Source organism: Serratia sp. LS-1, assembly GCF_003719595.1.
In the GTDB taxonomy this organism is placed as follows: domain Bacteria; phylum Pseudomonadota; class Gammaproteobacteria; order Enterobacterales; family Enterobacteriaceae; genus Serratia; species Serratia ureilytica.
In genome coordinates, this window is record NZ_CP033504.1 from 3,719,616 (window position 1) to 3,745,987 (window position 26,372).

General features: G+C 57.8%; 20 protein-coding genes. 19 read left to right on the plus strand and 1 reads right to left on the minus strand.

Annotated features, from left to right (window positions below):
• From EDY99_RS17760 to EDY99_RS17770, 3 genes are all read left to right on the plus strand, one after another.
• Positions 1 to 1,656 (plus strand): GMC family oxidoreductase, encoded by a 1,656-nt coding sequence (locus EDY99_RS17760; RefSeq protein ID WP_033644658.1) that lies wholly within the window; start codon positions 1 to 3, stop codon positions 1,654 to 1,656.
• A complete protein-coding gene (locus EDY99_RS17765; protein WP_123061966.1) occupies positions 1,653 to 3,071 on the plus strand; it encodes a cytochrome c in 1,419 nt (472 codons plus the stop codon). Before EDY99_RS17760 ends, EDY99_RS17765 begins: the two co-directional genes overlap by 4 nt.
• Before the next feature lie 232 nt (positions 3,072 to 3,303).
• Positions 3,304 to 4,506 carry a lactonase family protein gene (locus EDY99_RS17770; RefSeq protein WP_089197430.1) on the plus strand — a complete coding sequence of 401 codons (1,203 nt, stop codon included), beginning with the start codon at positions 3,304 to 3,306 and terminating at the stop codon, positions 4,504 to 4,506.
• A 186-nt stretch (positions 4,507 to 4,692) separates the two neighbouring features.
• Here the strand turns inward: EDY99_RS17770 and EDY99_RS24670 are convergent, their stop codons facing one another.
• Positions 4,693 to 5,031: a hypothetical protein gene (locus tag EDY99_RS24670; RefSeq protein ID WP_142076063.1), complete on the minus strand. Its 339-nt coding sequence runs from the start codon at positions 5,029 to 5,031 to the stop codon at positions 4,693 to 4,695.
• A gap of 499 nt (positions 5,032 to 5,530) precedes the next feature.
• Here EDY99_RS24670 and EDY99_RS17775 point away from each other — a divergent pair, with 499 nt between their 5' ends.
• From EDY99_RS17775 to EDY99_RS17850, 16 genes are all read left to right on the plus strand, one after another.
• Positions 5,531 to 6,826, plus strand: a complete 1,296-nt coding sequence (locus EDY99_RS17775; RefSeq protein ID WP_072626982.1) for a lysine N(6)-hydroxylase/L-ornithine N(5)-oxygenase family protein — start codon at positions 5,531 to 5,533, stop codon at positions 6,824 to 6,826.
• A gap of 50 nt (positions 6,827 to 6,876) precedes the next feature.
• The gene (locus EDY99_RS17780) at positions 6,877 to 7,761 is read left to right on the plus strand and encodes an ATP-grasp fold amidoligase family protein (protein WP_033651313.1); all 885 of its coding nucleotides are present in this window, start codon (positions 6,877 to 6,879) and stop codon (positions 7,759 to 7,761) included.
• A gap of 614 nt (positions 7,762 to 8,375) precedes the next feature.
• Positions 8,376 to 9,290 (plus strand): alpha/beta hydrolase, encoded by a 915-nt coding sequence (locus EDY99_RS17785; RefSeq protein ID WP_089195188.1) that lies wholly within the window; start codon positions 8,376 to 8,378, stop codon positions 9,288 to 9,290.
• 416 nt (positions 9,291 to 9,706) lie between these two features.
• Positions 9,707 to 10,117, plus strand: a complete 411-nt coding sequence (locus EDY99_RS17790) for a GNAT family N-acetyltransferase (protein ID WP_019453029.1) — start codon at positions 9,707 to 9,709, stop codon at positions 10,115 to 10,117.
• Between the two features lie 27 nt (positions 10,118 to 10,144).
• The gene (locus tag EDY99_RS17795; RefSeq protein ID WP_033644646.1) at positions 10,145 to 10,834 is read left to right on the plus strand and encodes a PAS and helix-turn-helix domain-containing protein; all 690 of its coding nucleotides are present in this window, start codon (positions 10,145 to 10,147) and stop codon (positions 10,832 to 10,834) included.
• 20 nt (positions 10,835 to 10,854) lie between these two features.
• On the plus strand, positions 10,855 to 12,156 hold the full coding sequence (locus tag EDY99_RS17800) for a cytosine permease (RefSeq protein WP_033644921.1): 1,302 nt from the start codon (positions 10,855 to 10,857) through the stop codon (positions 12,154 to 12,156).
• 534 nt (positions 12,157 to 12,690) lie between these two features.
• Entirely contained in the window at positions 12,691 to 13,305 is a 615-nt protein-coding gene (locus EDY99_RS17805) for a helix-turn-helix transcriptional regulator (RefSeq protein WP_033644644.1), read from the plus strand.
• Positions 13,306 to 14,202, plus strand: coding sequence for a queuosine precursor transporter (locus EDY99_RS17810; protein WP_033644642.1), 897 nt, complete (start codon positions 13,306 to 13,308; stop codon positions 14,200 to 14,202).
• Positions 14,180 to 15,019, plus strand: a complete 840-nt coding sequence (queF, locus tag EDY99_RS17815; protein WP_033644641.1) for an NADPH-dependent 7-cyano-7-deazaguanine reductase QueF — start codon at positions 14,180 to 14,182, stop codon at positions 15,017 to 15,019. Before EDY99_RS17810 ends, queF begins: the two co-directional genes overlap by 23 nt.
• Positions 15,020 to 15,142: 123 nt before the next feature.
• The gene (locus EDY99_RS17820; RefSeq protein ID WP_123061967.1) at positions 15,143 to 17,290 is read left to right on the plus strand and encodes a phosphocholine-specific phospholipase C; all 2,148 of its coding nucleotides are present in this window, start codon (positions 15,143 to 15,145) and stop codon (positions 17,288 to 17,290) included.
• 86 nt (positions 17,291 to 17,376) lie between these two features.
• Complete coding sequence (locus tag EDY99_RS17825) at positions 17,377 to 18,513, plus strand: ABC transporter substrate-binding protein (RefSeq protein ID WP_123061968.1); 1,137 nt, start codon at positions 17,377 to 17,379, stop codon at positions 18,511 to 18,513.
• A 160-nt stretch (positions 18,514 to 18,673) separates the two neighbouring features.
• On the plus strand, positions 18,674 to 20,797 hold the full coding sequence (locus tag EDY99_RS17830; protein ID WP_123061969.1) for a TonB-dependent siderophore receptor: 2,124 nt from the start codon (positions 18,674 to 18,676) through the stop codon (positions 20,795 to 20,797).
• Positions 20,798 to 20,994: 197 nt separating this feature from the next.
• Positions 20,995 to 21,921, plus strand: coding sequence for an aminoimidazole riboside kinase (locus EDY99_RS17835; RefSeq protein ID WP_047573657.1), 927 nt, complete (start codon positions 20,995 to 20,997; stop codon positions 21,919 to 21,921).
• Positions 21,922 to 22,116: 195 nt separating this feature from the next.
• Positions 22,117 to 23,526, plus strand: a complete 1,410-nt coding sequence (locus tag EDY99_RS17840) for a carbohydrate porin (RefSeq protein ID WP_101453879.1) — start codon at positions 22,117 to 22,119, stop codon at positions 23,524 to 23,526.
• 63 nt (positions 23,527 to 23,589) lie between these two features.
• Positions 23,590 to 24,960 carry a sucrose-specific PTS transporter subunit IIBC gene (locus tag EDY99_RS17845; protein WP_123061970.1) on the plus strand — a complete coding sequence of 457 codons (1,371 nt, stop codon included), beginning with the start codon at positions 23,590 to 23,592 and terminating at the stop codon, positions 24,958 to 24,960.
• A complete protein-coding gene (locus EDY99_RS17850) occupies positions 24,960 to 26,369 on the plus strand; it encodes a sucrose-6-phosphate hydrolase (protein WP_123062187.1) in 1,410 nt (469 codons plus the stop codon). Before EDY99_RS17845 ends, EDY99_RS17850 begins: the two co-directional genes overlap by 1 nt.
• The last annotated feature ends 3 nt before the right edge of the window (positions 26,370 to 26,372 follow it).

Consider the following 26,372-nt stretch of genomic DNA (forward strand, 5'->3'; position numbering starts at 1 on the left):
ATGAAAAAACCGGTATTCACGGCTGATGGCGATGCCTCGGCCGATATTGTCATCGTCGGCTCGGGGATCGTCGGCGGCATGATGGCGGACCAGTTGGCCGGCCAAGGCTATTCCGTGCTGGTATTGGAGGCGGGCCTGCGTATCGATCGCGCGCAGGCCGTCGAAAACTGGCGCAATATGCCGTTTGATAACCGTGCGGGCTCCGATTTTCAAGGCTTGTACCCGCAATCAGCCTACGCCACCGCGCCGCTCTATTTTCCGCCAAACGATTATGTCGCGTTAAGTGGCCCAAGCGCGGACAGCTTTAAGCAGGGCTATTTACGCACCGTGGGCGGCACGACCTGGCACTGGGCGGCCTCCTGCTGGCGCCATCTGCCAAACGATTTCAAAATGAAAACGCTGTACGGGGTTGGCCGCGACTGGCCCATCGCCTATGACGATCTGGAGCCCTACTACTGCCGCGCGGAGGAGGCGATTGGCGTCGCCGGCCCAAACGATCCGGCCAAACAATCGCCTTCAGCGCGCAGCAAGCCTTATCCCATGGATATGGTGCCCTGGGCCCACGGAGATACGCGCTTCGCCGAAGTGGTCAACCCGCACGGTTACCGCTCCGTACCGATCCCCCAAGGGCGCAGCACGCGACCATGGCAGGGGCGGCCCACCTGCTGCGGCAACAATAACTGCCAACCTATCTGCCCGATTGGCGCCATGTATAACGGCATCCATCACATCGAACGCGCCGAAATGAAAGGAGCGCTCGTGCTGGCGGAAGCGGTGGCGTACAAAATCGATACCGATGGACAAAATCAGGTTACCGCCGTGCATTGGCTGGACAACCAAAAGCGGTCGCACAAAGCCAGCGCCAGCGCGTTCGTCCTGGCATGCAATGGCATCGAAACCCCGCGCCTGCTGTTGATGGCCGCCAATGCGCAAAACCCGAATGGGATCGCCAACAGCTCCGATCAGGTTGGCCGCAATATGATGGATCACTCCGGCTTTCACTGCACCTTCCTGGCGAAAGAGCCGCTGTGGCCAGGACGCGGCCCGGCGCAGAGCAGCTGTTTGGTCGGCCCGCGCGATGGGGATTTCCGCAAGCATTACTCAGCCAACAAGATGATCCTCAATAACATCAACCGCGTTTTGCCGGCTACGCGCCAGGCCCTGGCGCAGGGCCTGGTGGGGAAAGCGCTGGATGACGAGATCCGCCGCCGCGCGGCGCACGGCGTCGATTTGTCCATCAGTCTGGAACCGCTGCCCGATCCCAATAACCGTCTGACGTTGAGCGCAACGCGCAAAGACGCCCACGGTTTGCCTTGCCCCGACATTTACTATGACGTGGGGGACTATGTGCGAAAAGGGGCTGAAGCGGCGCACCGGCAGCTCAAGCATATTGGCCAATTGTTTGATGCCGATGAATTCAACATCACCACCAGCCTGAATGCCAATAATCACATTATGGGCGGCACCATCATGGGCAACGATGAGAAAAATTCCGTGGTGAACGGCGATTGTCGTGCGCACGATCATCCGAACCTGTGGCTACCCGGCGGTGGCGCCATCCCTTCAGCCAGCGTGGTGAACAGCACGCTGACGATGGCGGCCCTGGGCCTTAAAGCGGCGGACGACATTGCCCGCAAACTGGCGGTGAAATCATGAGAAAACCTGCAAGGATAGCCTGGCTGGCGCTGCTCCTCGCGGCGGGCGGCGGCTCGGCGTTCGCCGCCGACGAAGGACCGTATTTCAGCGCCGAGCTGATTGAAAAAGGCGAGCGGCTCGCGGTGGCGGCGGACTGCCAGGCCTGCCACACCCAAACGGGAGGCGGCGAGCGATTTGCCGGCGGTTACAGCATCGCCACGCCGGTAGGCGTGATTTACACCACCAACATCACCCCCGACAAGGAAACCGGCATTGGCCGCTACAGCGAAGCGCAATTCGCCCGCGCCGTGCGTGAAGGCATTCGCGCGGACGGCACCCCGCTGTACCCGGCAATGCCTTATACGTCATACGTCAAATTAAACGACGAGGACATTCACGCGCTGTACGCCTACTTTATAAACGGCGTCGCCCCCGTCGTTCAGCACAACAGGCGAACCGAACTGCCCTTCCCCTTTAACCTGCGCTTTATCATGCCGGCCTGGAACAGTTTGTTTCTGGAAGAGGGGCATTTCAGCGCCGACAGCAGCGAAGATGCGCAATGGAACCGCGGCGCCTACCTGGTCAACGGCCCTGGACACTGCGATACCTGCCATACGCCGCGCAACGTGTTACTGGCTGAATACAGCGGGCAACCGCTTTCCGGCGCCATGGTCGGCAGTTGGTATGCGCCCAATATTACTTCCGACCCGATCAGCGGCATTGGCGGATGGAGCCAGGCTGAGCTAATCCAGTATTTGAAAACCGGGCGCGCGGCGGGAAAAAACCAGGCGGCGGGGGGCATGGCAGAAGCGATAGAAAACAGCCTGCAATATTTGTCGGACGACGATCTGGCCGCGATTGCCGCTTACCTGAAAAACAGTCCGCCGATCAGAGATCGACGCGATACGCGGCCGGCAGACAGCTTTGGCAAACCGTTCAACGTTGAACCCGAGCTGCGCGGCGCGCATCCGCCGACCGCCAACGAGACGGTGATTGACGGCGCCGCCTTGTTTAGCGGCAACTGCGCCAGCTGCCACCAACCCGACGGCAGCGGCAGTCAAAACCAGGCCTATCCATCGCTGTTCAACAACACGGCGACGGGCTCGCGCAATCCCTCCAATCTGATCTCGGCCATTTTGTTCGGCGTCGAGCGCCGCGTCGGGGATCAACATATCCTGATGCCGAATTTCGGCCCGCAATCCTATGTCAATCCCTTGAACGACCAACAGATTGCGGCGATCGGCAACTATGTCTTGCAACATTACGGCAACCCCGCGGCGCACGTCACCGCCGAAGACGTTGCGATCCTCAGACGAGGGGGCCCGGCGCCGTTGCTGGCCGAGATGCAGCCCTATATGGCACCGGGGTTGGGCGGCGGCGCGCTGGCGCTACTGGCCGCCATCGCGTGGCGGGTGCGCAAACGCCGCGGCGCGTGATTCATGCCAATTAAAGCTCCCTACGCTGGCGGCCGCAGGGAGCTTGTCTGCCGGCGCGCAAGGCTCTGATGCCATACGCCAATGATGTGCTAAAAATAGGCCCCGCCGGCGTTTTGCACTATTTTGGTTATGTCTGCCTGTTCATTCTGGGCGGTGCCTCGCTACGACGATAAACCCTGTACACCGTTCGCCTCGGTCACAAAACACAGTCAATCACGCCAGGAGCCCGACCATGAAAAACGCAACGTTCCCCAGCATCGCCAAGTTTTCCTTTCTGTCTTTATTATTGCCGGCCTGGATCACCCAGGCCGCTCCCCCGCAGCCGCAGCCGGGCAGCACCGCGCAAATCGTTTTGATTGGCACCTGGACAGGGGAAAGAGACGGCGATCGGGTTCAGCCGCCCGTTTATCCCAGCCAGGGGATGTATCGGTTGGCGCTCAACGAAGACGGCAGCCTGCTGCCATTGAATCGCATAAAAATGGACAGCCCTTCCTGGATAGTTCTGAGCAAAAATCGCCAATTTGCCTATACCACCAATGAAACTCAGCAAGGCCAAATCAGCACGCTCAAGCTCGGCAAAGGCGGCGACCCGCAACGCATCAGCGGCATCGACTCGCAGGGACAAGAGCCGACGCATGCCGCCATCAGTCCAGACGGGCGCTACTTATTGGCCGCCAATTACTCCAACGCCCCCGGGCATGCCAGCGTCATCGTGGCCCCCATTCTCCAGAACGGTGAACTCGGCGAGGTGCTGCAGCGCTTTCCCTTCACCAAGGGCTCAGAGGCCGTTGCCGAGCGGCAAGCCAGCGCCCATATTCACTCCGTCAACTTCACCCCCGACGGGCGCATGATGTACGCCGCCGATTTGGGCGGCGACATCATTCATGCCTTCTTCTACGACGCGGCAAATAAGGCCGCGCCGTTCAGGCTCGCGCCGGATTACGATTTGTCGTTTCCACCGGGCACCGGCCCGCGACATATGATCTTTTCCGCAAATGGCAGATTCGCCTACGTGATCAGCGAAATGTCGGCGAATATTTTTGCCTACCAGATTAATAACGATCGGTTGGAGAACATCCAGACATTAGCGCTGACGGAAAGCGCCCGCGCGGATGCAAAGGGCGGCGGCGGGCTGGCGTTTTCCCCTGACGGAAAATACCTCTATGCGAGCAATCGCCAAAAAACCAACGAAATCGTGGGTTATAAAATTAACCTGGAGAATGGCAAACTCACACTGATTGGCCGCACGCTTTCCGGCGGAATCGAACCGCGCGCTTTCGCCTTCGATAAAAGCGGAAAGTTTTTGCTAGTCGCCAATGTGTTTAGTAATAACGTTACCGTATTACAACGCGATCTGGATACCGGCGAATTATATGGCAACGGCGTAAGCGTCCAGATAGGTACGCCAACTGACGTTAAATTTATCCACGAGTAAATTATTGCTGCGGCAATCCGTTTGTCGCAGCGCCAACATCGATTCTCTTGCCCACGAGCGCCATACTTTACCCCATTCCCATGGCGTTTAACGCTCAGGTAATGAGAATCATCATCAGCGGCAAAGGAATTATAAAAGAGAAACGCCAAAACAATTCAAACCGGGTTGATATCATGGCGGCTACATTCAGGTAAGTTCCGGCGGCACACGGATATCCTTGCACGTCACGCCGTCGCTGAACCTAAACGAACCTAAACGTCCAACTGTCGGCCAATCGGTTTTTAATTGGCGCTTTTCCAACGCCAACAGGCGCCTCTGTATATAACATGAACATTCACTCATTGAAATTAATGCATATAGGGATAATTTCCCGCCGCACAGGCCCGCAAACAACAAAACTGGGCGCATTGGCCGATGTGAAAGCGGATACCCCCATGCCGCCCAGACGCAATAGCTCTCGCATCCAAAATATAATAACACATTGAATATAATGATGAAAATATCATCAAAACGGCCTGATTTCATAATTTCACTTTAATTTCATCTTTTCAAAAAGCGCTCAACGCCTAATATCATGTTATTTCACCTTCCCAGAATCCTTTTTAACGCTATTCTAAGCAGCGAATACCTGATTCAAGAAACACAAGCCGAACGCAGAACGGCGTATACACGTTAACAGTCAATAGTCGATGCCAATCCCATGCGGCTTATCCTCTTTGCAGAGTGTCGTTTACATGGAATGATGAACGCGGTTTCTAAGATTATTGCTTAAGAATATTAATTAAACACATACGCAAGCTTTCGCAGGGACTTTCATGGAAAGAAATACACCCGTAGCCTTTACCTGATGTGCTACCGAATTCTAAACGGGCATTTAAAAATGACGCATTTTTAACCCGCATATCTTTTAATTATTTTTAATTCATGTCGTTTACTTATAAGAAAAAGGCAGCCTGGTTGCTATAAGCCAACCCCTTTGCAGCCGTATTTCTGGGTATTATTCTCATTATACTGGAGCTTATTAATGAATCAGCGTTTCGATATCATCGGCATTGGCCTTGGCCCGTCGAATCTTAGCCTGGCGGCCTTAGGGAGCGAAATCGAGGGATTTACGGGGCAATTCCTTGAGCGCAAACCTCATTTCTCCTGGCACCCGGGCATGATTTTGGCTGACTGCAACATGCAAACCAACTTTTTAAAGGATTTGGTGAGCGCGGTTGCCCCAACCAATCCCTACAGCTTTCTCAACTATCTGGTAAAAAACCGAAAATTCTACCGTTTCCTGACGACCGAACAGCGTACCGCATCGCGTGAAGAGTTCGCCGATTACCTCACCTGGGCCGCAAGCGGGATGGGATCGTTGGCGTTCAATCAAGACGTTCAGCGAGTCGAGTTTGACGATCGGCAACGCCAGTTCGTGGTGACCACCTCACGGGAAATCTTCCACGCCAGACACGTAAGTATCGGTATTGGCAAGAAAATAAAGTTACCGGACTGCGTGACGGCGCAAAACGATCGCTGTTTCCACGCCAGCGAAATGATGCTGCGCAACCCTAATCTGGCAGGCAAACGCGTGGCGATCGTCGGCGGCGGCCAGAGCGGCGCCGATCTGTTCCTGAATATTTTTAAAGGGGAATGGGGGCAGCCAGAACAACTCGACTGGATATCGCGGCGCAACAATTACAACGCGCTTGATGAGGCGGCCTTTGCCAATGAATATTTCACGCCAGATTACGTCGAGAGTTTCTACTCACTGGACAGCGCGGCCAAGCGGCATATGCTGGCCGAACAAAAGATGACCTCAGACGGCATCACCAGCGAGTCGCTGCTGGCCATCTATCGCGCCATGTACCACCGCTTCGACGTACTGCGCGAGAAATTATGGGTGCGCCTGCTGCCCAGCCGTTCGCTGACGGCCGTAAAACACACGCTGGATAACGCCTACCAACTCGAAACGCGTCATCATCTCGATCACGGCGAGGAAACCTTCAAGGCGGACGTGGTGATCTTTGCTACCGGTTATCAATCGGCGACGCCTGAATTCCTTGCGCCTCTGGCCCACCGACTGTTGACCACGGCGGACGGCGAGTACCGCATAGCCCCGGACTTTACCTTTGAGTGGGAAGGCCCGGCGGAGAACTGCTTATTTGCGATGAACGCCAGTATGCATAATCACGGCATTGCCGATCCTCAGCTGAGCCTGATGGCGTGGCGTTCGGCCCGCATTCTTAATCGGGCGTTAGACCACCAGCCATTTGATTTGGGAACAACGCCGACAGCCATTCAATGGCGCAGTGAAGGCGCGCCACCCGCGTTTTAAATACAAGAACGTCTTAATCATTGTCACTATGCTTTGATGGAATTACGTATATGAAAAGACAAATAAACAAGTTCATTATGAATCAGTTGGCCGTATTGGCCCCCGAATTCAAGGCCAGATTGATCTACAAAAGAGCATTTGGCAAACCGCTGAACTTGCAGGCGCCATCGACCTGGAATGAAAAAATCAATCACCTTAAGTTGAATGACTACAGTAAAAATGCCTTAGTCACTCAATGCGCAGATAAATATGCGGTTAGAGAGTACATCAAGGCAAAAGGATGTGAAGAGATCCTTAATGAGCTGTACTTTGCCTGTGATTCGGTACAGGAGATCCCATGGGAAACGCTGCCTGAGAAATTTGTCATCAAGGGAAATCACGGCTCAGGATATAATTTAATTTGCCAGAATAAACAATCGTTGAACATTAAAAGCGCCTCCCAGCTGATCGATGGCTGGATGAAAGACGATTACTGGAAAACCTATGTAGAACTCAACTACAAAGGGATACAAAAAAAGATCATTGGAGAAAAGTATATCGAATCGGCCAATGGTCACGGGCCTGAAGACTACAAAATTTATTGTTTTCGCGGCGTGCCTTACTGCACCTTGCTGTGCGTCGGCAGGGATACCGGGACGCCGAAATATTACTTCTTCGACAAAGATTTCAAGTTCCTTTGCTATAGCGAGGACTGCCTGGCGTTGAGCCAGGAGGAGATAGACGCCTTCGTGAAACCGGAGGGATACGATGAGCTGTTTGAGTATGCCGCTCGTTTGTCAGCGCCCTTCGAGTTCGTACGCGTTGATTTCTACATCTCTCAGGGCCAAATCATTTTCGGTGAGCTGACCTTTACCCCCTCGGCCGGGCTGGATACGGATATTCTGCCACCGACCGATGTTTTGCTTGGCAAGATGCTGACGCTGCAACAGCACTGATTATCATCAACAAAAGGCGGCGCAATTCCCCTGCGCATCCATCAAACAGGAGATACCGGCCGGCGTTTTCGCAGGCCGCCCGCCGGCATCTCACTGTGGGGCGGCGGGCCGGCACCGCCCCGCCACCTGCGCTTTATCCACTGCGGAGTGGCTTGCACCGCCATCGGGAACGTTCCCCCTTGGGCGACATAACCCCTTGAAAAACAATGGCATTAGAACATTAATAAGAATCGTTTACATATTTATAATAAAATGTTCTATATGTATAGGAAGCTATAATATAAGATACCGGAAAGTTTCCCTGGTGTTGTTGTGTGTCTTTGCCCTATTTTATAGGGCTTTTTTTTCGCTAACACCCATTGATGATTGAGTGTTTTTGCACCCATCAGCAGATTACCCCCTCAAAAAAACATAATCATTTCTAATTAATCGTAACCCTTCTTATTCCTGACTTGCCAATAATAACAATGAGTTGCTATTAACCCTGCGAAGCATCAGGCAGCCACCGCCTGACCCCGGCCGCACTTCGCCACTGAAATACCCGCCCGAAGGAGAGGTTTTTACTGGGCGCGTACCGATGCTAATATCGGCCTTTTTCGAGGACGCTGACCCGCATGTTATTGTCTCACCGGCATTTTATCTGCACGCTTCTGGCGCTCGCCATCGGCTTTTGGTTGCCGGGGGCCGTGCAGGCCAGGCCCGATCTGGAACGCAGGATCGGCGTGACCGTCGCCGATAGCGACTCTGCGGATTACCGCTTCAGCGATCTGCGCTTCACCTCCGCCGATGGTCAACGGCGTTACCGCGTCCGTATCGCCCAGCCGCGTCGGGCGCCTGCGCCTGACGGCTATCCGACGATTTATTTCCTCGACGGCAATGCGGTGCTGATGGAGCTGAACGCCAGCTTACTGGCCAGATTGGCGACGGCGAAGCGGCCACCGGTGCTGGTGATGATCGGCTATGACAACGATCTGCGCATCGATGCCGCCGGCCGCGCCTACGACTATACGCTGCCTCTGCCGACGGGCATGAAGAAACCGCCGCAGGCGGGCGGGGGCGCGGAGGCCTTCCTGCAATTGATTGAAACGCGGATCAAACCGGCGATCGCCGCCAAACTGGCGGTCGATCAGCAGCGGCAAACGCTGTGGGGCCATTCCTACGGCGGGCTCTTCGTTCTGCATACGTTATTCGCCCATCCCGCCGCCTTCCAGCATTATATCGCCGTGGAACCCTCGCTGTGGTGGGGCAACGGCATGATCCTGCAAGAGGCGCAGCAGTGGGCGGAACGGCATCCGACGCCGGCGGCAAGGCTGCAGTTGTGGGTGGGTCTGGCGGAGCGCGAGCGCGCGGCCCCGCCCGGCGTGAAGAGCCCTGCACTGCCGGCGAACGCGGCGCAAATGCTGGCGGAACGCCTGGCAAAGCTCGACGGTCTTACCGTCGGCTATCGGGAGTGGCCCGACTTGGGACACGGCGCCATGCTGGGTGCCGCCATCGAGCCGGCACTGAGCAGCGTGGCATATGAAGACTAAAGGAGGGTATCGACCGCATTTTCATCGGCGGCTCATATCTTCTGATAAGAAGAGCGTTTAATATCTGAGACAGCGCGCAGTCATCGCGGAACGCATGCGCAAAAACAAAGTGGCTCCCCCGTCGGCAAGTTAGCTTGCTCTATCCGGTGGAGCCGTACAGTACTGCAGTTTTCCCGGTGGGGCCCTGGTGAGGCGCAAGTAGGAAAAGATGGTGTTGGCAGGGCATTTCAGCGTTTTAATACTGCCTGTTTCGCTATTTTCTTCACCCTGTGATGCTTACTATAAGCGCCCGCCTGCACGGCGGAAAAGGGTGAAAACCACCCTTGAAATACATTAATAAAAGTGATAATAGAAGCGGTTGGGGCGAAAGCGTCTAGTTCAGATTTGAATAATTAAATCAGGGAATTATATTAAAAATGAATATTAATATCACCGACAAACCCAACCCGCAGGATGAAGAGTTCGTTATCGACAGCCTCTGGGCGCACAACCATAAAACCCAGCCCGTAGACATTCACCCGCTGTTCCTGACCGTCACCGACGACAACCAGCAGATCGTCGGCGGTCTGGTCGCACGTACCTGGTGGGGCGGCCTGGAAGTACAGTATCTTTGGGTCGGCGATCAATGCCGCAAAAGCGGTTACGGTCGCCAACTGATGCAGCTAGCCGAAGAAGAAGCCCGCAAGCGCGGTTGCCATATGGCCTACGTCGATACCTTCGATTTCCAGGCCAGAGGCTTCTACGAAAAACTGGGCTACCGAGTCTATGGCGAGCTGGGTGACTATGCGCATCGCCATACCCGCCATTACCTGGCTAAAAGCCTGTAACGCGGCCTGAGCGGCGCAGAGGTGGGTATGGGTTCATCGCATAAAAATAATGAATCTTATTTCAAGGGCCTCATCACCATGATGGAGCACCTGAGCGAGCCCTGGGGCATCAAAGACCAGCTGTCCCGCCACCTCTATATGAACCGCGCCGCTTATCTCTATACCAATACGCCGCTGAATTTCGACGTCGCCGGAAAATATGACCACGAATTCCCCGCCGACTGGGCCGATTCCGCCGCCGACTTTATCGAGCATGACAAGATGACCGAAGCGGCGCGCGATCGGGTCACGGTCATCGAGACGCACTACTGGTATGGCAAAGACAGCCTGACGCCGTTTATCAGCGAAAAGCTGCCGGTCTACAACGATGACAAACAGGTGATCGGCGTGATCTGGAACGCCAAGCCGATGAACAGCCTGTCGCCGCTGAAATACATCAATCAGCAAAAACCCAGCATTTTGACCACCGAAGTTAACAACGAGCTGTTCACCCGCGCCGAGCTCGATGTCATTTTCCTTATGCTGCAGCGATTTACGGTGAAAGAGATCGCCAAAATCTATAACGTCAGCAATAAGACCATCGAAAACCGCATTTATAATATTTACCAGAAGGCCAACGTGCATACTCAGCAACAGTTTGAGGAGTATTGCAAATACGCCAACCTGGATAACTATATTCCCGATCGCCTGATAACCAAGGGCATTCAGTTTATTTGAACCGCAAGGAAGATCTCACCGTGATAAAGATCGAAGATTATCCGCTCACCCGGGTGCCGCAGGATAAAAGAGTCTCGTTTTTAAGCGTGGCCATCGTGCATATGGGCATGCTGACCGCGCTGGACCAGTTCATGCTCGGCGCCGTGCTCGGCAACTCCATGACGCTGATTGACGCCTTCACCGCCATTTTCGTCGGCAGCCTGATCTTCGGCGTGGTGACCTATGGGCTTGGGATGGCGGGCATGCGCGAAGGGATTTCCGGCAGCCTGCTGGCGCGCTGGTGCGGCTTTGGCCGCCTGGGCTCGGTGCTGATCGGCGTGGTCGTGGCCGTCAGCCTGCTGGGCTGGTTCGGCATTCAAAACGCCATTTTCGCCAAGTCGCTCGATTTCGCGCTCGGCAATAAGCTGGGCTTTGGCCTGGCCGCCGGGCTCTCGGGCACGCTGTTGACCATCCTGGTGGCATTCGGCTTCAAGGCGTTGCGCATCGCCGCCCGTATCGCGGTGCCGATGTTCATTATGCTGGTGGCCTATATTTCGGTGACCGCGCTTTCCGGCCATAACCTGCAGGAGATCATCCAGCTGGCGCCGCCGGGTGAACCATTGACCATCAGCGCCGGCATCACCATCGTCGTCGGCGGCGCCATCGTGGCCAGCCTGATGACGCCCGATCTGACCCGTTACTCCAAAAACGGCAAACACGTGCTCGGCGTTACGATCTTCACCATCGTCGCCGGCGAGTTCGTGGTGAATGGCCTGGCTATCTTGATCGCCAAAACCCTGGGCACCGCGGATGTGGTCACCATCATGTCGCAAGCGGCCGGCGGCGCCGGTTTGCTGGTGGTGGTGTTTTCCACCCTGCGCGTCAACGATCTCAACCTGTACTCCTCTTCGCTGGGCATCGTCAACGCGGTGGAAGGCATCACCGGCAAAAAGCTGAAGTACACCTACACCACGTTGGCGATCGGTATTCTGGGCACCACGCTGTCGGTGCTGGGCATTCTCGACCGCTTCGTCGACTTCCTGACGGTGCTTGGCGTGGTCTTCCCGCCCATTATCGGCATCATGCTGGTGGACTATTACCTGCTGCGCAGCCACCGCAAAATCCTGGACGAGAGCCGCCGTACGGGCCAGTTGCCGAACGAAACCCCAACCATCGGCTGGGCGGCGATCGTCGCCAGCATCGCCGGCGGCGCCGTTGGCCTGGCGACCGAATGGGGCGTACCGACCATCAACTCACTGGTGGCCGCCAGCCTGCTGTATTGGGTGCTCAAGCTGGCCTTCAGTCGGGCGCAAAAACCCCTAGCCTCGCAGAAGTCGCTCTGATTTTCGCACAGGCGTTAACGCACTCCTCCGATGACGGGGGAGTGTTTTATTGCTCGCAAAATGCGGAGTTCAGCGCAAAGGAATAGGCCGATCGCGCAGACAAACGGCCGTGGTGATGAGGGTCCCTGGTGTCGGTAGCAAGCTATCCATTATGCTCAGAGTGCGGGAACATCCCCCTCTGAGCTTTTTATTATAAAAGTCGTTAGCTTCAGTGTTTTGATCGTAAAGAAAAACTTCAGCTTGCATGAACAGTAGCCCATGAAATCGCCTTTGGTCAACATAAAAGTGAACATAAAATTGGCTTTTGTGTTCACTTTTCCATAAGCAAAAGCTAATCAATTGATTTGCACAGCTTTATCATTTCCCCAAACCGCCTTCCGCATCCACGTCGCCCACCCCTCGCCAAGCCGCTGACAGAAAGCAATAATTAACGAAAATAATCAGTCTGTTATCCTATTCCCTGCGCCTTTTTATCTGGACAACGCCAACGCGTAAGATATAGTGAAGCCAGCGTAATGTTTGTAAGGACAGCCTATGAAAACCCCCAACGCACAGCGCAAAATCAACATCATTAAAAATATTGAATATCTAATGCGTACCCGCGGTGAAACCAAGGCTTCCTTTTCCAACCGCAGCGGCCTGACGCGCACTACCCTATACAAAATTCTTGATGGAAGAGTGAACAACGTTCAGCAATCCACCGTTAATCGGATTTCAGATTTTTTCGGTGTCTCCTGTGAAGAGATCGAAGACTACGATCTGGAAAAACTGGAGCTGCTCAACGAAACGTTGTCCACCGAAGGCAACAAGAACCCTTCCGCCATTCCGGTGATCCCGCAGTCGCGCTATCTGGCCGTCTCGCAGCGCAAGATCGGGCAACTGGTCACCGAGTTTCCTTTGACTTATTTCTTCGGCGATGAGTCGAACATGTTGGCAATGAAAATAGAGACCGAAATTAAAGGGTCATTCATTCCGGGCGAAGTCATTATCATCAAACGTCCGCCGGTACTGATTTGCGATTCACCTTTGCTGTATCACTCGGGAAAAAGCGGCTTCTTTGTGGTTGACGACAAAGACAGCGAAAGCATGGACAAACGCCTTCAGGAGACGGTGCAATTCCTGGGTTATATCGTTGGAGAAAGGTTATAAATGGAACCGAATCAGAAGTTCAAGCTGTTGGGCTTCACCCGACATGGCACCATCGCGGCCAATGTCATGGTATTGGCCACCGGCAAAACCATTACCATGGGGCTCAATGAGCTGGCCGACAGCGAAATATCGGAAGATCTGAGCCGGCACGAGCTGCAGGCGCTGTACCGTAAACTCTACGGCGACAATCAACAAAAAACCGCCTATGAGCTCAGCGATCGCCATGAACGTTCCTGGTACGCCTACCTGATTATTACCGTGGCGCTCAGCGTGATTTATATCTTCTCGACGCTGTGCGGCGTCAAGCCGATCCAAATTCCGGTGCTGAATCTCATCACGCCGCCGGCGATCTTCATCTATCCGCTCACGTTCATTCTGGTGGACATTCTCAACGAGTTCTATGGGTTGCGGCTGGCCAGACGCACCATCATCATCTCGTTCATCGCCAACCTGACCTTCGTTCTCGGCGTCTGGGTGACGACGCTGGTGCCGAGCATTCCACAGTGGGAGTACAGCGAGACCTACAACGGCATCGTGCACAGCATCATGGCGGTGCTGGTGGCCTCTTCGGCGGCCTATCTGATCTCCGAGAACGTCAACTCCTATCTGCTTTGCAAGATCAAGGAGTTGACCAACTCCCGCTACCTGTTCGTGCGCGTGATCACCAGCACCGTAATCGCATCGGCCATCGACAGCGTGGTGTTCTGTACGCTGGCGTTCTACAACGTGCTGAGCTGGGACATCATCAAAACCATGATCCTGTCTCAGTTCCTGATCAAGGTGGTTTACGCCCTGCTGGGCGTCGGGCCGATTTACGCCACCCGCAGTCTGTTTAACCGCTACATCAATACCGAACAAGCAAAGGGCAATGAATATGCATATCCAAAAGCAAGATAAGATCACCCATCTTGGCGCGAACTCCGATTATCCGGACCAATATGCTCCCGCATTGCTCGAAGCCTTGCCGCGCGCACGCGGCCGCGATCTGATCGGCGTGGACGAACGGCAGCTGCCGTTCAGCGGCTTTGATCTGTGGACCGCCTTCGAGTTGTCGTGGCTCAACGGCAAGGGCAAACCGGTGGTGGGCATCGGCGAATTTACCTTCCCGCACTCTTCTTCCAACCTGATCGAATCCAAATCGTTCAAGCTGTATCTCAACAGCTTCAACCAAACGCGCTTCGACAGCGTGGAACAGGTGAGCGCCGCCATGCAGAAGGATCTGTCGCAGGCGGCCAATGGCCAGGTCACCGTCAAGCTCTATCCGGGTTTGGAAGGTTATCCGGCGCAGATCGATCGTCTGCCGGGCATCAACATCGACGATCTGGATATCGCGGTCGACGACTTCGCCTTCAAACCGGAATACCTGAGCGGCGCGGCCGATCAAGGGGAGCACGTAGCGGAGACGCTGTCTTCCAATCTGCTGAAATCCAACTGCCTGGTCACCAACCAGCCGGACTGGGGCAGCGTGGTGATCCACTATGAAGGCCGCAAAATCGATCGCGAAAGCCTGCTGCGCTACCTGATCTCCTTCCGCCAGCACAACGAATTCCACGAGCAGTGCGTCGAGCGCATTTTCAACGACATCAAGCAGAGCTGCCGCCCGGAAAAACTCAGCGTGTTCGCGCGTTACACCCGCCGCGGCGGCCTGGACATCAACCCCTTCCGCAGCGATTTCGAAACGGCGCCGACGCTCGGCCGCCTGATCAGACAGTAAGCCTCATCCCCCAATGCTCCCGCCAGGGAGCATTGTTTCTCTCGCTTTCATCTCCCTGTTATTTTTCGCCATTATCGTCGTCAGCGGCTATCTTCAAAGCACACTGACGGAGATTAACGACGCATGCCTGACCTTTCTCGCAGAGACATCCTGCGGGCTGCCGCCATCGGATCGGCGTTCTCGCTGTTGCCCGCCTCGATTCGCAAAGCGCTGGCCATTCCCGCCAATAACCGCACCGGCACCCTGCGCGACGCCGAACACGTGGTGATCCTGATGCAGGAGAACCGCTCTTTCGATCACTACTTCGGCACCTTACCGGGCGTGCGCGGCTTCAGCGATCGATTTACCATTCCACTGCCCGGCGATCGCCTGGTCTGGCAGCAACAGGGCGCTGAACGGCTGGTGCTGCCCTACCATCTGGACAGCAAACGCGGCAACGCCCAGCGCGTCACCGGCACGCCGCACTCGTGGGTGGATGAGCAAGCCGCCTGGGATCACGGCCGCATGAGCGCCTGGCCCACCTACAAAACGCCGGCCTCGATGGGCTACTACCGCCAGCAGGAGCTGCCGTTCCAGTTCGCGCTGGCCAACGCCTTCACCCTGTGCGATGCCTATCACTGCTCCATCCACGCCGGCACCAACACCAATCGGCTGTTCCACTGGACCGGCACCAACGGCCCGTCCGCCGCCGACGTGGCGGTAGTGGTCAACGAATGGGACAGCCCCGGCCCGGCAGAGATCGGCTACCGGTGGACCACCTATCCGGAACGGCTGGAGGCGAGCGGCGTCAGTTGGAAGGTATACCAATTCCTGCCGGACAACTTTACCGACAACCCGCTGGCGGGTTTTCGCCAATACCGCGCCGCCAGCATTCAAGTGGGCAACCCGGCGCGGCCGTCGAAAGACTTCAACGCTTTCGTGCCTTATAGCGATGCGCTCAACGAGGCCGCACCGCTCTACAAAGGCAACGGCAACACCCTGCCGGCCGCCGACGGCAACGACCTGGACGCCATGCTGGCCGGATTCCGCGCCGACGTGCAGCAGGGCAAACTGCCGCAGGTCAGTTGGATCATCGCGCCGGCGGCCTATTCGGAACATCCCGATCCCTCCAGCCCGGTGCAGGGCGGCTGGTTCACCCAAGAGATCCTCAACGCGCTGACCGACACCCCGGAGGTGTGGAGTAAAACCGTCCTGCTGGTCAACTACGACGAAAACGACGGCTTTTTTGACCATATGCCTTCGCCTTCCGCGCCGTCGCTGCGCGAAGACGGCAGCTTCGCCGGTAAATCGACCGTACCGTTCGACACCGAGATCTTCCAGCACGTGGCGCCGCCCGGCTCGCAGGATCAACCGCCGCCGGACGGCCGCATCTACGGCCCCGGCCCGCGGGTCCCGATGCTGGTGCTGTCGCCCTGGAGCCGCGGCGGCTGGGTCAATTCACAGGTTTTCGATCACACCTCGGTGCTGCAATTTTTGGAAAAGCGCTTTCAGGTGCATGAACCCAACATCAGCGCCTGGCGCCGCGCGGTGTGCGGCGATCTCACTTCGGCGTTCAACTTTGTCGATCCTAACGGCGAAGCATTGCCGAGCCTGCCCGCCACCAGCCGCCACGCCGCCGACGGCCTGCGCCAGCGTCAGGAACAGCTGCCGCAGGTGCCGCTGCCGCCGCCCGCCCACCAGCGTTTACCCCACCAACGCCGCCTGGCGCGCCCTTCCCGCGCTCTGCCCTACCAGCTGCACGTCGAGGCCAGCGTCGCGACCGAGCAGCGCCGCGTGACGCTGAACCTGTTCAACACCGGCGAGCAGGGAGCGGTGTTTCACGTCTACGATCGGCGAGACCTGACGCAAATCCCGCGCCGCTATACCGTCGAGGCCGGCAAGGCGGTCAGCGACGACTGGCGGGCGGAAAATGAGTACCATCTGTGGCTGCTCGGCCCCAACGGCTTTCATCGTGAACTGCGCGGCACCCTGAGCCGGCCGCAGCCTGAGGTGCGTTTGCGCCCGACGGGCCGCAGCCTGCTGCTGCAGTTGGATAACCCGGGTGCCGAAACGGTGACGGTCACTCTCGACCGCTGCCCTTACTCGCAACAAGGCCCGTGGCCCATCACGCTGCCTGCGGGCGGCAGCCACCGCCAAACGCTTGACGCCCGCGCCAGCGGCGGTTGGTATGATCTTGCGCTGCACAGCGCCGGAGGCTGGCGCCGCCGCCTGGCGGGCCGACTGGAGGATGGCGAACACAGCGTCAGCGACCCGCTGATGGGCCAGGAGTAGCCTATCGACAGCGAAGAGGTTCAAAAAGCGAAAGGATATCGCTTATCATTGCGTTCTCGTTCCTAGCCGATTACTCAAGGATCTCCATGTCCGCTGTTCTTATCGCCAAAGCCGGCCGCTGGCTGGCCGCCTGCGTTTTGCTGTTGGCCGGCGCCGCTCAAGCAGCGCCGATCGTCGTTACCGATGTCGCCGGCCGTCAGGTTACGCTGCCGCAACCGGCCAAGCGCGTTATCCTGGCCGACGCCCGCGCGCTGTTGGCGCTGAATATTCTGCATCCGCAGGAGCCGCTGAAAAACATCATCGCCTGGGACAACTCGCTGAAGGTCAAAGCGCCGGATCTGGTTGAGGCCTATGCGAAAAAATTCCCGCAGGTCATGCAAATCCCCACCTTCGACAACCCCTACACCAGTGACTTCAGCGTGGAGAGCGCGGTGGTGCGCCAACCGGACCTGATCATTTTCGACATCGGTCTGCTGAGCAAATTGAAGGACAGCGGCGTACTGACCCAGCTGGAAAAAGTCGGCATCCCGGTGCTGATCATCGATTTCCGCCAGCAGCCGCTGACCAACACCGTCGCCAGCATGGCGCTGTTGGGCAAAGTGTTTGACGAGCAGCCCAACGCCGACGCCTTTATCCGTTTCTATCAGCAACGCCTCGAGCTGGTGCGCCAGCGCGTCGCCACGCTGAAACCGGAGCAGCGCCCCAGCGTCTTCATCGAACGCAGCGCCGGCATCAAAGGCGAGCAGTGCTGCAATACCTTCGGCAAAGGCAGCTTCGGGCAGTTTATCGATACCGCCGGCGGCGACAATATCGGCAGCAAACTGTTTTCAGACATGGGCGGTGAAGTGAACGTCGAACAGGTGATCGCCAGCAATCCGGATTTCTATCTGCTGACCGGCGCCGACTGGAGCCGTGGCCATCGCGATACGCTGGCCGTGCCGCTGGGCTACACCACCGATATGGCCACCAGCCAAAAGAAACTGGCGCATCTGCTGGATCGCACCGGCATTAACGTGTTGAAAGCGGTGAAAGAAAAACGCGTGATGGCGATTTATCATCAATTTTACGACACGCCGCTCAACTTTATCGCGGTCGAGGCGATCGCCAAATTCCTGCACCCGGCGCTGTTTAAAGATATTGATCCGCAAGCGGATATCGAAAGCGTGCACCAGAAATTCACCGCGCTGGATTATAGCGGGGTCTTCTGGCTTACGCCGCAATAATCCCCGCCAGGGCCCGCCAACCGGGCCCTGCTACCGGCATCCTTCATGTAGTTACCCGCTTAACTATTCCATAACAATTCTATTTACTTGCCAATAATTATCATTAAGATTGTCGTTTCTAAAAAAACACATCCGGGTCTGAAACTTCTAAGGCATTATTATGTCAATTCTTTTTCGCCTCTCCCTGCTGGCGACCTCTATCGCCGTTGCTTTCCCCATCCTTGCTGCTGATAACTCATCTCAAAACGATGCCGATACGGTAACCGTCGTCGGCAACTGGCTGGACAACCCTGATACCAGTTCGGTGCTGCTCAACCATCCGGGCGCGCGATCCATCGTCACTCAGCAGCAGATGCATGAGCAAGGCGACCAAACCATCGCCGACAGCCTGCGCGGTGTGCCCGGCGTGCAGGTGCGCGACAGCAACGGCACCGGCGGCAGCGACATTTCGCTCAACGTCGGCGTGCGCGGCCTGACCTCACGCCTTTCTCCGCGATCCACCATTCTGATGGACGGCGTTCCGTTGGCCGTCGCGCCTTACGGCCAGCCACAGCTGTCGATGGCGCCGCTGTCGATCGGCAACCTGCAATCGGTTGACGTGGTGCGCGGCGGCGGCGCGGTGCGTTACGGGCCGCAAAACGTCGGCGGCGTGATCAACTTCGTCACCCGCGACATTCCAAAAGCGTTTGGCGGCACCGCCGGCGTGCAAACTCAGGGCGCCAGCCACGGCGGCCTGAAGACCCTGACCAGCGCCTCGGTGGGCGGCACCGCAGATAACGGCTTCGGCGCCGAGCTGCTTTACTCCGGCCTGCACGGCCAGGGCTACCGCGACAACAACGACAACACCGACATCGACGATTTCATGCTGAAAACGCGTTATGCGTTCACCGATCGCGACGAACTGCTGGCCAATTTCCACTACTACGACGCCAAAGCCGGCATGCCGGGCGGGCTGAGCAGCGCGCAATACGCGCAGAACCCATTCCAGTCCACGCGTCCCTGGGACCAGTTCGAAGGCCGCCGCAAGGATATGTCGTTCAAATACAAACATCAGGAAGACGACAAACAGTTCGAAGTGTTGACCTACTTCACCGACAGCTACCGCGGCAGCAACATCGAGTCGGAAGGCACCGGCAAAAATGCCGGGTTGCGGCGCATGGTGTCCTATCCGCGCCACTATTCGACCTGGGCGATCGAACCAAGCTATTCGCAGCTGTTTCGCTTCTGGGATATGGCGCACGAGATCACCCTCGGTTACCGCTACCTGAATGAAACCATGGATGAAAAGGCGTCGCGTTCGGCCTGGTATAACCCGGCGAATGTCGGCGCCACGCCGGATACCCCGGACTATTACCAGCACACCTCCGGCGGCACCGCAGCCAACGCGTTCTATATCGACGACACCATTAACGTCGGCAACTGGACGGTCACGCCGGGCCTGCGTTATGAAAGCATTCGCACCCACGTGGACGATTCGTTCAACAACATCAGCCGCGAGAAAAGCTACAGCGAGCCGCTGCCGTCATTGAACGTGATGTACCACCTGTCTGACGCCTGGAAACTGTTCGCCAACGCCAACACCTCGTTCGGCAGCATGCAGTATTTCCAACTGACCAAAGGCGGCAACGGCAACCAGCCGGCGCCGGGGCTGACGGCGGAAAAAGCGCGTACCTATGAGTTCGGCACCCGCTACGACGACACCGTGGTTAAGGCCGAGGCCACGCTGTTCTATATCGACTTCGATAACCAGCTGCAGTACATCAGCAACGACGTGGGCTGGACCAACATGGGCGCCACCAAGCACAAAGGCATCGAGCTGGCGCTCAGCTACGATCTCAGCGAGCTGAATCGGGCGCTCGACGGCGCCAGCGTCTACACCAGCTATACCTACACCAAGGCCAGCACCGACAAGGGCGACTTCGCCGGTAAAGATCTGCCGTTCTACTCGCGCCAGGTCTATACCGTCGGTACGCGTTACGCCACCGGCAGCTGGGTATGGAATCTGGACGGTTATGCGCAGTCGAAACAGCATTCGCCGGGCACCGGGCCGGAGTACATCACGCAGGAAAGCGCCGATGGCCAGTTCGGCAACATCGCCGGTTACATGGTGTGGAATATGCGCGGGGAATATAACTTCGGGCCGCAGCTGTCTAACCTGACGCTGGGCGCCGGGGTGAAAAACCTGTTCGATCAGCGCTACTTCACCCGCTCCAACGACAATAACTTCGGCAAGTACGTCGGCGAACCGCGCACCTTCTTCGTGCAGGGTTCCGTCGCATTCTGACCCCCAGCGCCCACTACAGGCGCTTCGCTCATCCATACCGCCCGCTCGCATCGCGGGCGGTATTTCCTGAGCCTGACCCGCCCTATTTTTTGATCTTCCTCACTCCCCAAACGCCTGACGCATTATTTCATTGCTTTGCTAAACCGGTTCTTCTATTTTAGCCACCCATCAGACATCGGTAGAAACAGGGATTAAGCATGGCGAATCGCGTATGGGTGCTGGGCGACGCAGTGGTCGATTTGGTGCCAGAAAATTCAAACAGTTATCTTAAATGCCCCGGCGGCGCGCCGGCTAACGTGGCGGTGGGCGTCGCCCGCTTGGGCGGCGACAGCGCCTTTATCGGCCGAGTGGGGCAAGACAGCTTCGGCGCCTTTCTGCAGCAGGTGCTGAGCGAAGAAGGGGTGGATATTGACCATATGCTTTCGGATCCCGAACACCACACCTCCACGGTAGTGGTGGATCTCGATCAGCACGGTGAGCGCTCATTCACTTTCATGGTACAGCCCAGTGCCGATCTGTTTTTACAGCCTGACGATCTGCCGGCCTTCCAACGCGGCGAGTGGCTGCATCTCTGCTCCATCGCGCTGTCGCAGGAACCCAGCCGCAGCGCGGCCTTTACGGCAATGGAAAACATTCGGGCGGCCGGCGGGCGGGTCAGTTTCGATCCCAATATCCGCGAAGAGATCTGGCGCCAACCGGAAGCGCTGCGCCCCTGCCTGCAAAAGGCGTTGCTGCTGGCGGACGTGGTGAAACTGTCGCGCGAAGAGCTGGTTTTCATCAGCCATCTTGACGATGTGGAGAACGGCATCCGCTGGATGATGCAAACCTACCCGTTGCGCCTGTTGCTGGTCACGCTGGGCGGCGACGGCGTCTACGTGCATGACGGCCAACGGCTGCGTCATTTCCGCGCGGCGCCTGTCGTGCCGGTCGATACCACCGGCGCCGGCGACGCGTTTGTCGCCGGGCTGTTAGCGGCGCTGGCGCGCCTTCACGCATTGCCGCAAGAAGCGCAATGGCCGGCGATTATCGCCCAGGCTCAGGCCTGCGGCGCGCTGGCCACCACCGCCAAAGGCGCCATGACCGCCCTGCCCCGCGCCGAAGAGCTCGCCGCTTTTCTGCGCTGATCCCCTGCAACCACGGCGATCCCCTGGGCGCCGTGGTCTTTTAACCCCACGATTTGCGCACTCGATCACAATAGCTGAATCGGGTTAGCAAACTTGATTGCCAGTCCGCTTCTCGATCGTTATCTTTCGCCATGAAAAACCGGTTTAGCAATTTAGCAAAAAATAATAACAACCCTTCCCGGATGATAGACGATGATGAAAAAACTCAGCTATTTGGCGATAACAACAGGGCTTTTCCTCTCCACTTCTGCCGCTGCAGCCTCCGGCGACGGCAGTATCGAGGCGCGTCTTAACGCGCTGGAACAACGTCTGGCGCAGGCGGAACAGCGCGCCGCTCAGGCTGAAACCCGCGCCACGGCGGCGGAACGCCGGGCGCAACAGCTGGAGCAGCGCACCGCCAGCACCGAGCGGCAAACCGCGCGGGTCGCGCAACGCGCCGCCGCGCTGGAAACGCAATCCCCCGTGACCGGCGCGCTAAAACTGAACGGCTTCAACGATCTGAAGCTATACGGCGACGTGGAGTTCAATCTGGACGGCGCCAGCCGCAGCGGCCAACTGACGTCGTTGAAAGGCAGCGATCACAAGGATTGGAAACCCGGCAACAAAGAGCGCTGGGACATCAACGGCCGCATTCTGGTGGGGCTGGACGGCTATCGCCGCAATCCGGACGGCAACTTCTCCGGTTTCAGCGTCCAGCCGCTGGCGGACATGACCGGCAAAATGAACCTGGACGACGCCGCTTTCTTCTTCGGCAATGAAAAGAACTGGCAAACCAAAATCGGCCGCTTCGAAGCCTACGACATGTTCCCGCTGAATCAGGACACTTTCATTCAGTATTCAGGCAACACCGCCAACGATCTTTACGCTGACGGCTTTGGCTATATCTATATGATGAAAGAAGGCCGTGGCCGCAGCAGCAGCGGCGGAAACCTGATGTTGAGCAAATACGCCGGGGATGTCTATTTCGAACTGAACACGCTGGTGGAAGACGGCACCTCACTGTTCCAGGACAACAGCTACCACGGCAATGCGCTGAACAATAAGAAAAACGTCGCCTATTTGCGCCCGGTGATCGCCTGGAAGAAAGAGGCCTTCAGCATCGCGGCGGCGATGGAAAGCAACGTGGTGAATAATGCCTACGGCTATCAGGACAGCCAGGGCCGCTTCGTCGATCAATCCAAGCGCAACGGCTACGGCATGACCATGAGCTGGAACACCAACGCGGCCGATCCGGATAACGGCGTGGTGGCCAACCTGAGCACCGCCTACCTGGACGCCGCCGGCGAGCAGGACTTGACCGCCGGCGTCAACGTGCTGTGGCGGCGCTTCGAACTGGGTTATATCTATGCGCACAACAACATCAAAGAGTTCAATACCGCCGGGATCGCCGCCGATATCCACAATCCGCTCAGCGAGCCGGGCAACTACGACATCCACACCGTTCACGCGTCGTATCAGATACCTAACATTATGAATATGAAGAATTTCAATGTGTATTTAGGCGCCTATGTTTCGCTGCTGGAAGCCAACGCCGAGAACAAGATCGCCAACGGCGACAACGACCAGCGTTACGGCGTGCGCGCCAGATTCAAGTATTTCTTCTGACATCGATGAACGTATTTCCGCCGCGTAGAGCGCGGCGGCATTTTAATTCAGCAAGGGGACAACATGGACATTACCGCAACCGCCAACGCGCTGTTGCCGCTGCTCGGCGGTAAAGAGAACATCGCCAGCGCCGCCCACTGCGCCACGCGCCTGCGCCTGGTGCTGGTGGACGACAGCAAGGTGGACAAAGGGGCCATCGGCAAACTGGACGGCGTCAAAGGCTGCTTCAGCAACGCCGGTCAGATCCAGGTGATCTTCGGCACCGGGCTGGTCAACAAGGTGCATGCGGAATTCATCAAGGCGGCGGGCGTCAGCGAATCCAGCAAGGCCGAAGCCGCCGATATCGCGGCGAAAAAGCTCAACCCGCTGCAGCGCATCGCCCGCCTGCTGTCGAACATCTTCGTGCCGATCATCCCGGCCATCGTCGCCTCCGGCCTGCTGATGGGGCTGCTCGGCATGGTGAAAACCTATGGTTGGGCGGATGCCGACAGCGCGCTGTTCGTGATGCTGAACATGTTCAGCTCGGCGGCGTTCATTATCCTGCCGATTCTGATCGGTTTCACCGCCGCCCGCGAATTCGGCGGCAACCCCTATCTGGGCGCCACGCTCGGCGGCATTCTGACGCACCCGGCGCTGACCAACGCCTGGGGCGTCGCCGGAGGGTTCCATACCATGAACTTCTTCGGTCTGGAGATCGCCATGATCGGCTATCAGGGCACGGTATTTCCGGTGCTGCTGACGGTGTGGTTCATGAGCCTGTTGGAAAAACGCCTGCGCAAGGTGATCCCCAACGCGCTGGATTTGATCCTGACGCCGTTCCTGACGGTCGTGATCTCCGGGTTTGTCGCCCTGCTGTTTATCGGCCCCGCCGGCCGGGCGCTGGGCGACGGCATATCCTTCGTGCTCAGCACGCTGATCGCCCATGCCGGTTGGTTCGCCGGCCTGCTGTTCGGCGGCCTCTATTCCGCCATTGTCATCACCGGCATCCATCACAGCTTCCACGCGGTGGAGGCCGGGCTGCTCGGCAACCCCAACATCGGCGTCAACTTCCTGCTGCCGATTTGGTCGATGGCCAACATCGCTCAGGGCGGCGCCTGCCTGGCGGTGTATTTCAAAACGCGCGATGCCAAAATCAAAGCCATCGCGGTGCCTTCAGCCTTTTCCGCCATGCTCGGCATCACCGAGGCGGCGCTGTTCGGCATCAACCTGCGCTTCGTGAAACCGTTCCTGGCGGCGCTGGCGGGCGGCGCGCTCGGCGGCGCCTGGGTGGTGGCCAATCATGTCGGCATGAACGCGGTCGGGCTGACGGCGATCCCCGGCATGGCGATCGTGCAGGCCAGTTCGCTGGTCAGCTATATCATCGGCCTGGCGATCGCGTTTGGCAGCGCCTTCGCCCTCTCCCTGCTGCTGAAATATAAAACGGACGCGCAATGATGGAGGAACTCAGCTTAATCAAACAGGCAATGCGGGCGGTCATGAACGGCCTGCCACTCGCGCTGCGCGATCCGCACCGCCCGGCCTGGCATCTGGCGCCCAGCGTTGGCCTGCTGAACGATCCCAACGGCTTCATTCAGCACAACGGCGTTTATCATCTGTTCTATCAATGGAATCCGCTGGGCTGCGACCATCGCAACAAGTGCTGGGGACATTGGCAGTCGACCGACTTGCTGCGTTGGGCGCATCAGCCGATCGCCCTGGCGCCGGGCGCCTGTTACGACAGCCACGGCTGTTACTCCGGCTCGGCGGTGGTGGCGGAAGACAAAATCACGCTGATCTACACCGGCAACGTGAAATTCCCCGACGGCTCACGCACCGCTTACCAGTGCCTGGCTCAGGAAAGCGATCGGGGCGAGTACCGCAAACTCGGGCCGGTGCTGCCGCTGCCGGCGGGCTACAGCGGGCACGTACGCGATCCGAAAGTGTGGCGTCATCAGAATGCGTGGTACATGGTGCTCGGCGCGCGTGACCTGCAGGATCGCGGTAAGGTGCTGCTGTTGCGTTCCAGCAATCTGCGTGACTGGCAATCGCTGGGCGAGATCGCCGGTTCCGGCCTGAACGGCTTAGGCGAATTCGGCTACATGTGGGAGTGCCCGGATCTGTTCTCGCTGGACGACGCTGACGTGTTGATCTGCTGCCCGCAGGGGCTGGCGCCGCAGCCGGAACGCTACCTCAATCGCTATCAGGCCGGTTATCTGATCGGCAAGCTGGATTACCGCCAGGCGGCCTTCCGTCACGGCGAATTCCGCGAACTGGACGCCGGCTTCGAGTTTTATGCGCCGCAGACGACGCTGGCGGAAGATGGCCGCCGCTTGCTGTTCGGCTGGATGGGCGTGCCCGAGCAAGATGAAGAAGCCCATCCGACGCGCCGCTACGGCTGGATCCACACCATGACCTGCCCGCGCGAGCTGTCGCTGCGGCATGGCCGCCTCCAGCAGCGTCCGGCGCGCGAGCTGCAACAGCTGCGCGGCGAACGAACATGCTGGCAGGGCCGTGCCGATGGCGCCCCCGCCTGCGCGCTGGGGGCCGCGGAGCTGCAGTTGGCGCCGCAGGGCGCGTTCAACGCCGCCTTTGGCGACGCCATGACGCTGAACTGGGACGGCGAAAGGCTGCGGCTGACGCGCGCTTCCCTGGCCGACGGCCAGCCGGAGCACCGTTACTGGCGCGGCCCGGTCACGCATCTGCAGCTGCTGTTCGATCGTTCCAGCGTGGAGATCTTCATCAACCGCGGCGAGGCCGTGATGAGCGCGCGCTACTTCCCGGCCATTGAGCCGCAACTGCGGCTGTCCGGAAACGCGCCGCTGGCGTTGGAATACTGGCCGCTGACGCCATGCATGCTAGAATGACGC

Coding starts and splice junctions, on each gene's coding strand:
- EDY99_RS17760 (WP_033644658.1), top strand. CDS start 1: ATGAAAAAACCGGTATTCACGGCTGATGGCGATGCCTCGGCCGATATT.
- EDY99_RS17765 (WP_123061966.1), top strand. CDS start 1,653: ATGAGAAAACCTGCAAGGATAGCCTGGCTGGCGCTGCTCCTCGCGGCG.
- EDY99_RS17770 (WP_089197430.1), top strand. CDS start 3,304: ATGAAAAACGCAACGTTCCCCAGCATCGCCAAGTTTTCCTTTCTGTCT.
- EDY99_RS24670 (WP_142076063.1), bottom strand. CDS start 5,031: ATGAAATCAGGCCGTTTTGATGATATTTTCATCATTATATTCAATGTG.
- EDY99_RS17775 (WP_072626982.1), top strand. CDS start 5,531: ATGAATCAGCGTTTCGATATCATCGGCATTGGCCTTGGCCCGTCGAAT.
- EDY99_RS17780 (WP_033651313.1), top strand. CDS start 6,877: ATGAAAAGACAAATAAACAAGTTCATTATGAATCAGTTGGCCGTATTG.
- EDY99_RS17785 (WP_089195188.1), top strand. CDS start 8,376: ATGTTATTGTCTCACCGGCATTTTATCTGCACGCTTCTGGCGCTCGCC.
- EDY99_RS17790 (WP_019453029.1), top strand. CDS start 9,707: ATGAATATTAATATCACCGACAAACCCAACCCGCAGGATGAAGAGTTC.
- EDY99_RS17795 (WP_033644646.1), top strand. CDS start 10,145: ATGGGTTCATCGCATAAAAATAATGAATCTTATTTCAAGGGCCTCATC.
- EDY99_RS17805 (WP_033644644.1), top strand. CDS start 12,691: ATGAAAACCCCCAACGCACAGCGCAAAATCAACATCATTAAAAATATT.
- EDY99_RS17810 (WP_033644642.1), top strand. CDS start 13,306: ATGGAACCGAATCAGAAGTTCAAGCTGTTGGGCTTCACCCGACATGGC.
- queF (WP_033644641.1), top strand. CDS start 14,180: ATGCATATCCAAAAGCAAGATAAGATCACCCATCTTGGCGCGAACTCC.
- EDY99_RS17820 (WP_123061967.1), top strand. CDS start 15,143: ATGCCTGACCTTTCTCGCAGAGACATCCTGCGGGCTGCCGCCATCGGA.
- EDY99_RS17825 (WP_123061968.1), top strand. CDS start 17,377: ATGTCCGCTGTTCTTATCGCCAAAGCCGGCCGCTGGCTGGCCGCCTGC.
- EDY99_RS17830 (WP_123061969.1), top strand. CDS start 18,674: ATGTCAATTCTTTTTCGCCTCTCCCTGCTGGCGACCTCTATCGCCGTT.
- EDY99_RS17835 (WP_047573657.1), top strand. CDS start 20,995: ATGGCGAATCGCGTATGGGTGCTGGGCGACGCAGTGGTCGATTTGGTG.
- EDY99_RS17840 (WP_101453879.1), top strand. CDS start 22,117: ATGAAAAAACTCAGCTATTTGGCGATAACAACAGGGCTTTTCCTCTCC.
- EDY99_RS17845 (WP_123061970.1), top strand. CDS start 23,590: ATGGACATTACCGCAACCGCCAACGCGCTGTTGCCGCTGCTCGGCGGT.
- EDY99_RS17850 (WP_123062187.1), top strand. CDS start 24,960: ATGGAGGAACTCAGCTTAATCAAACAGGCAATGCGGGCGGTCATGAAC.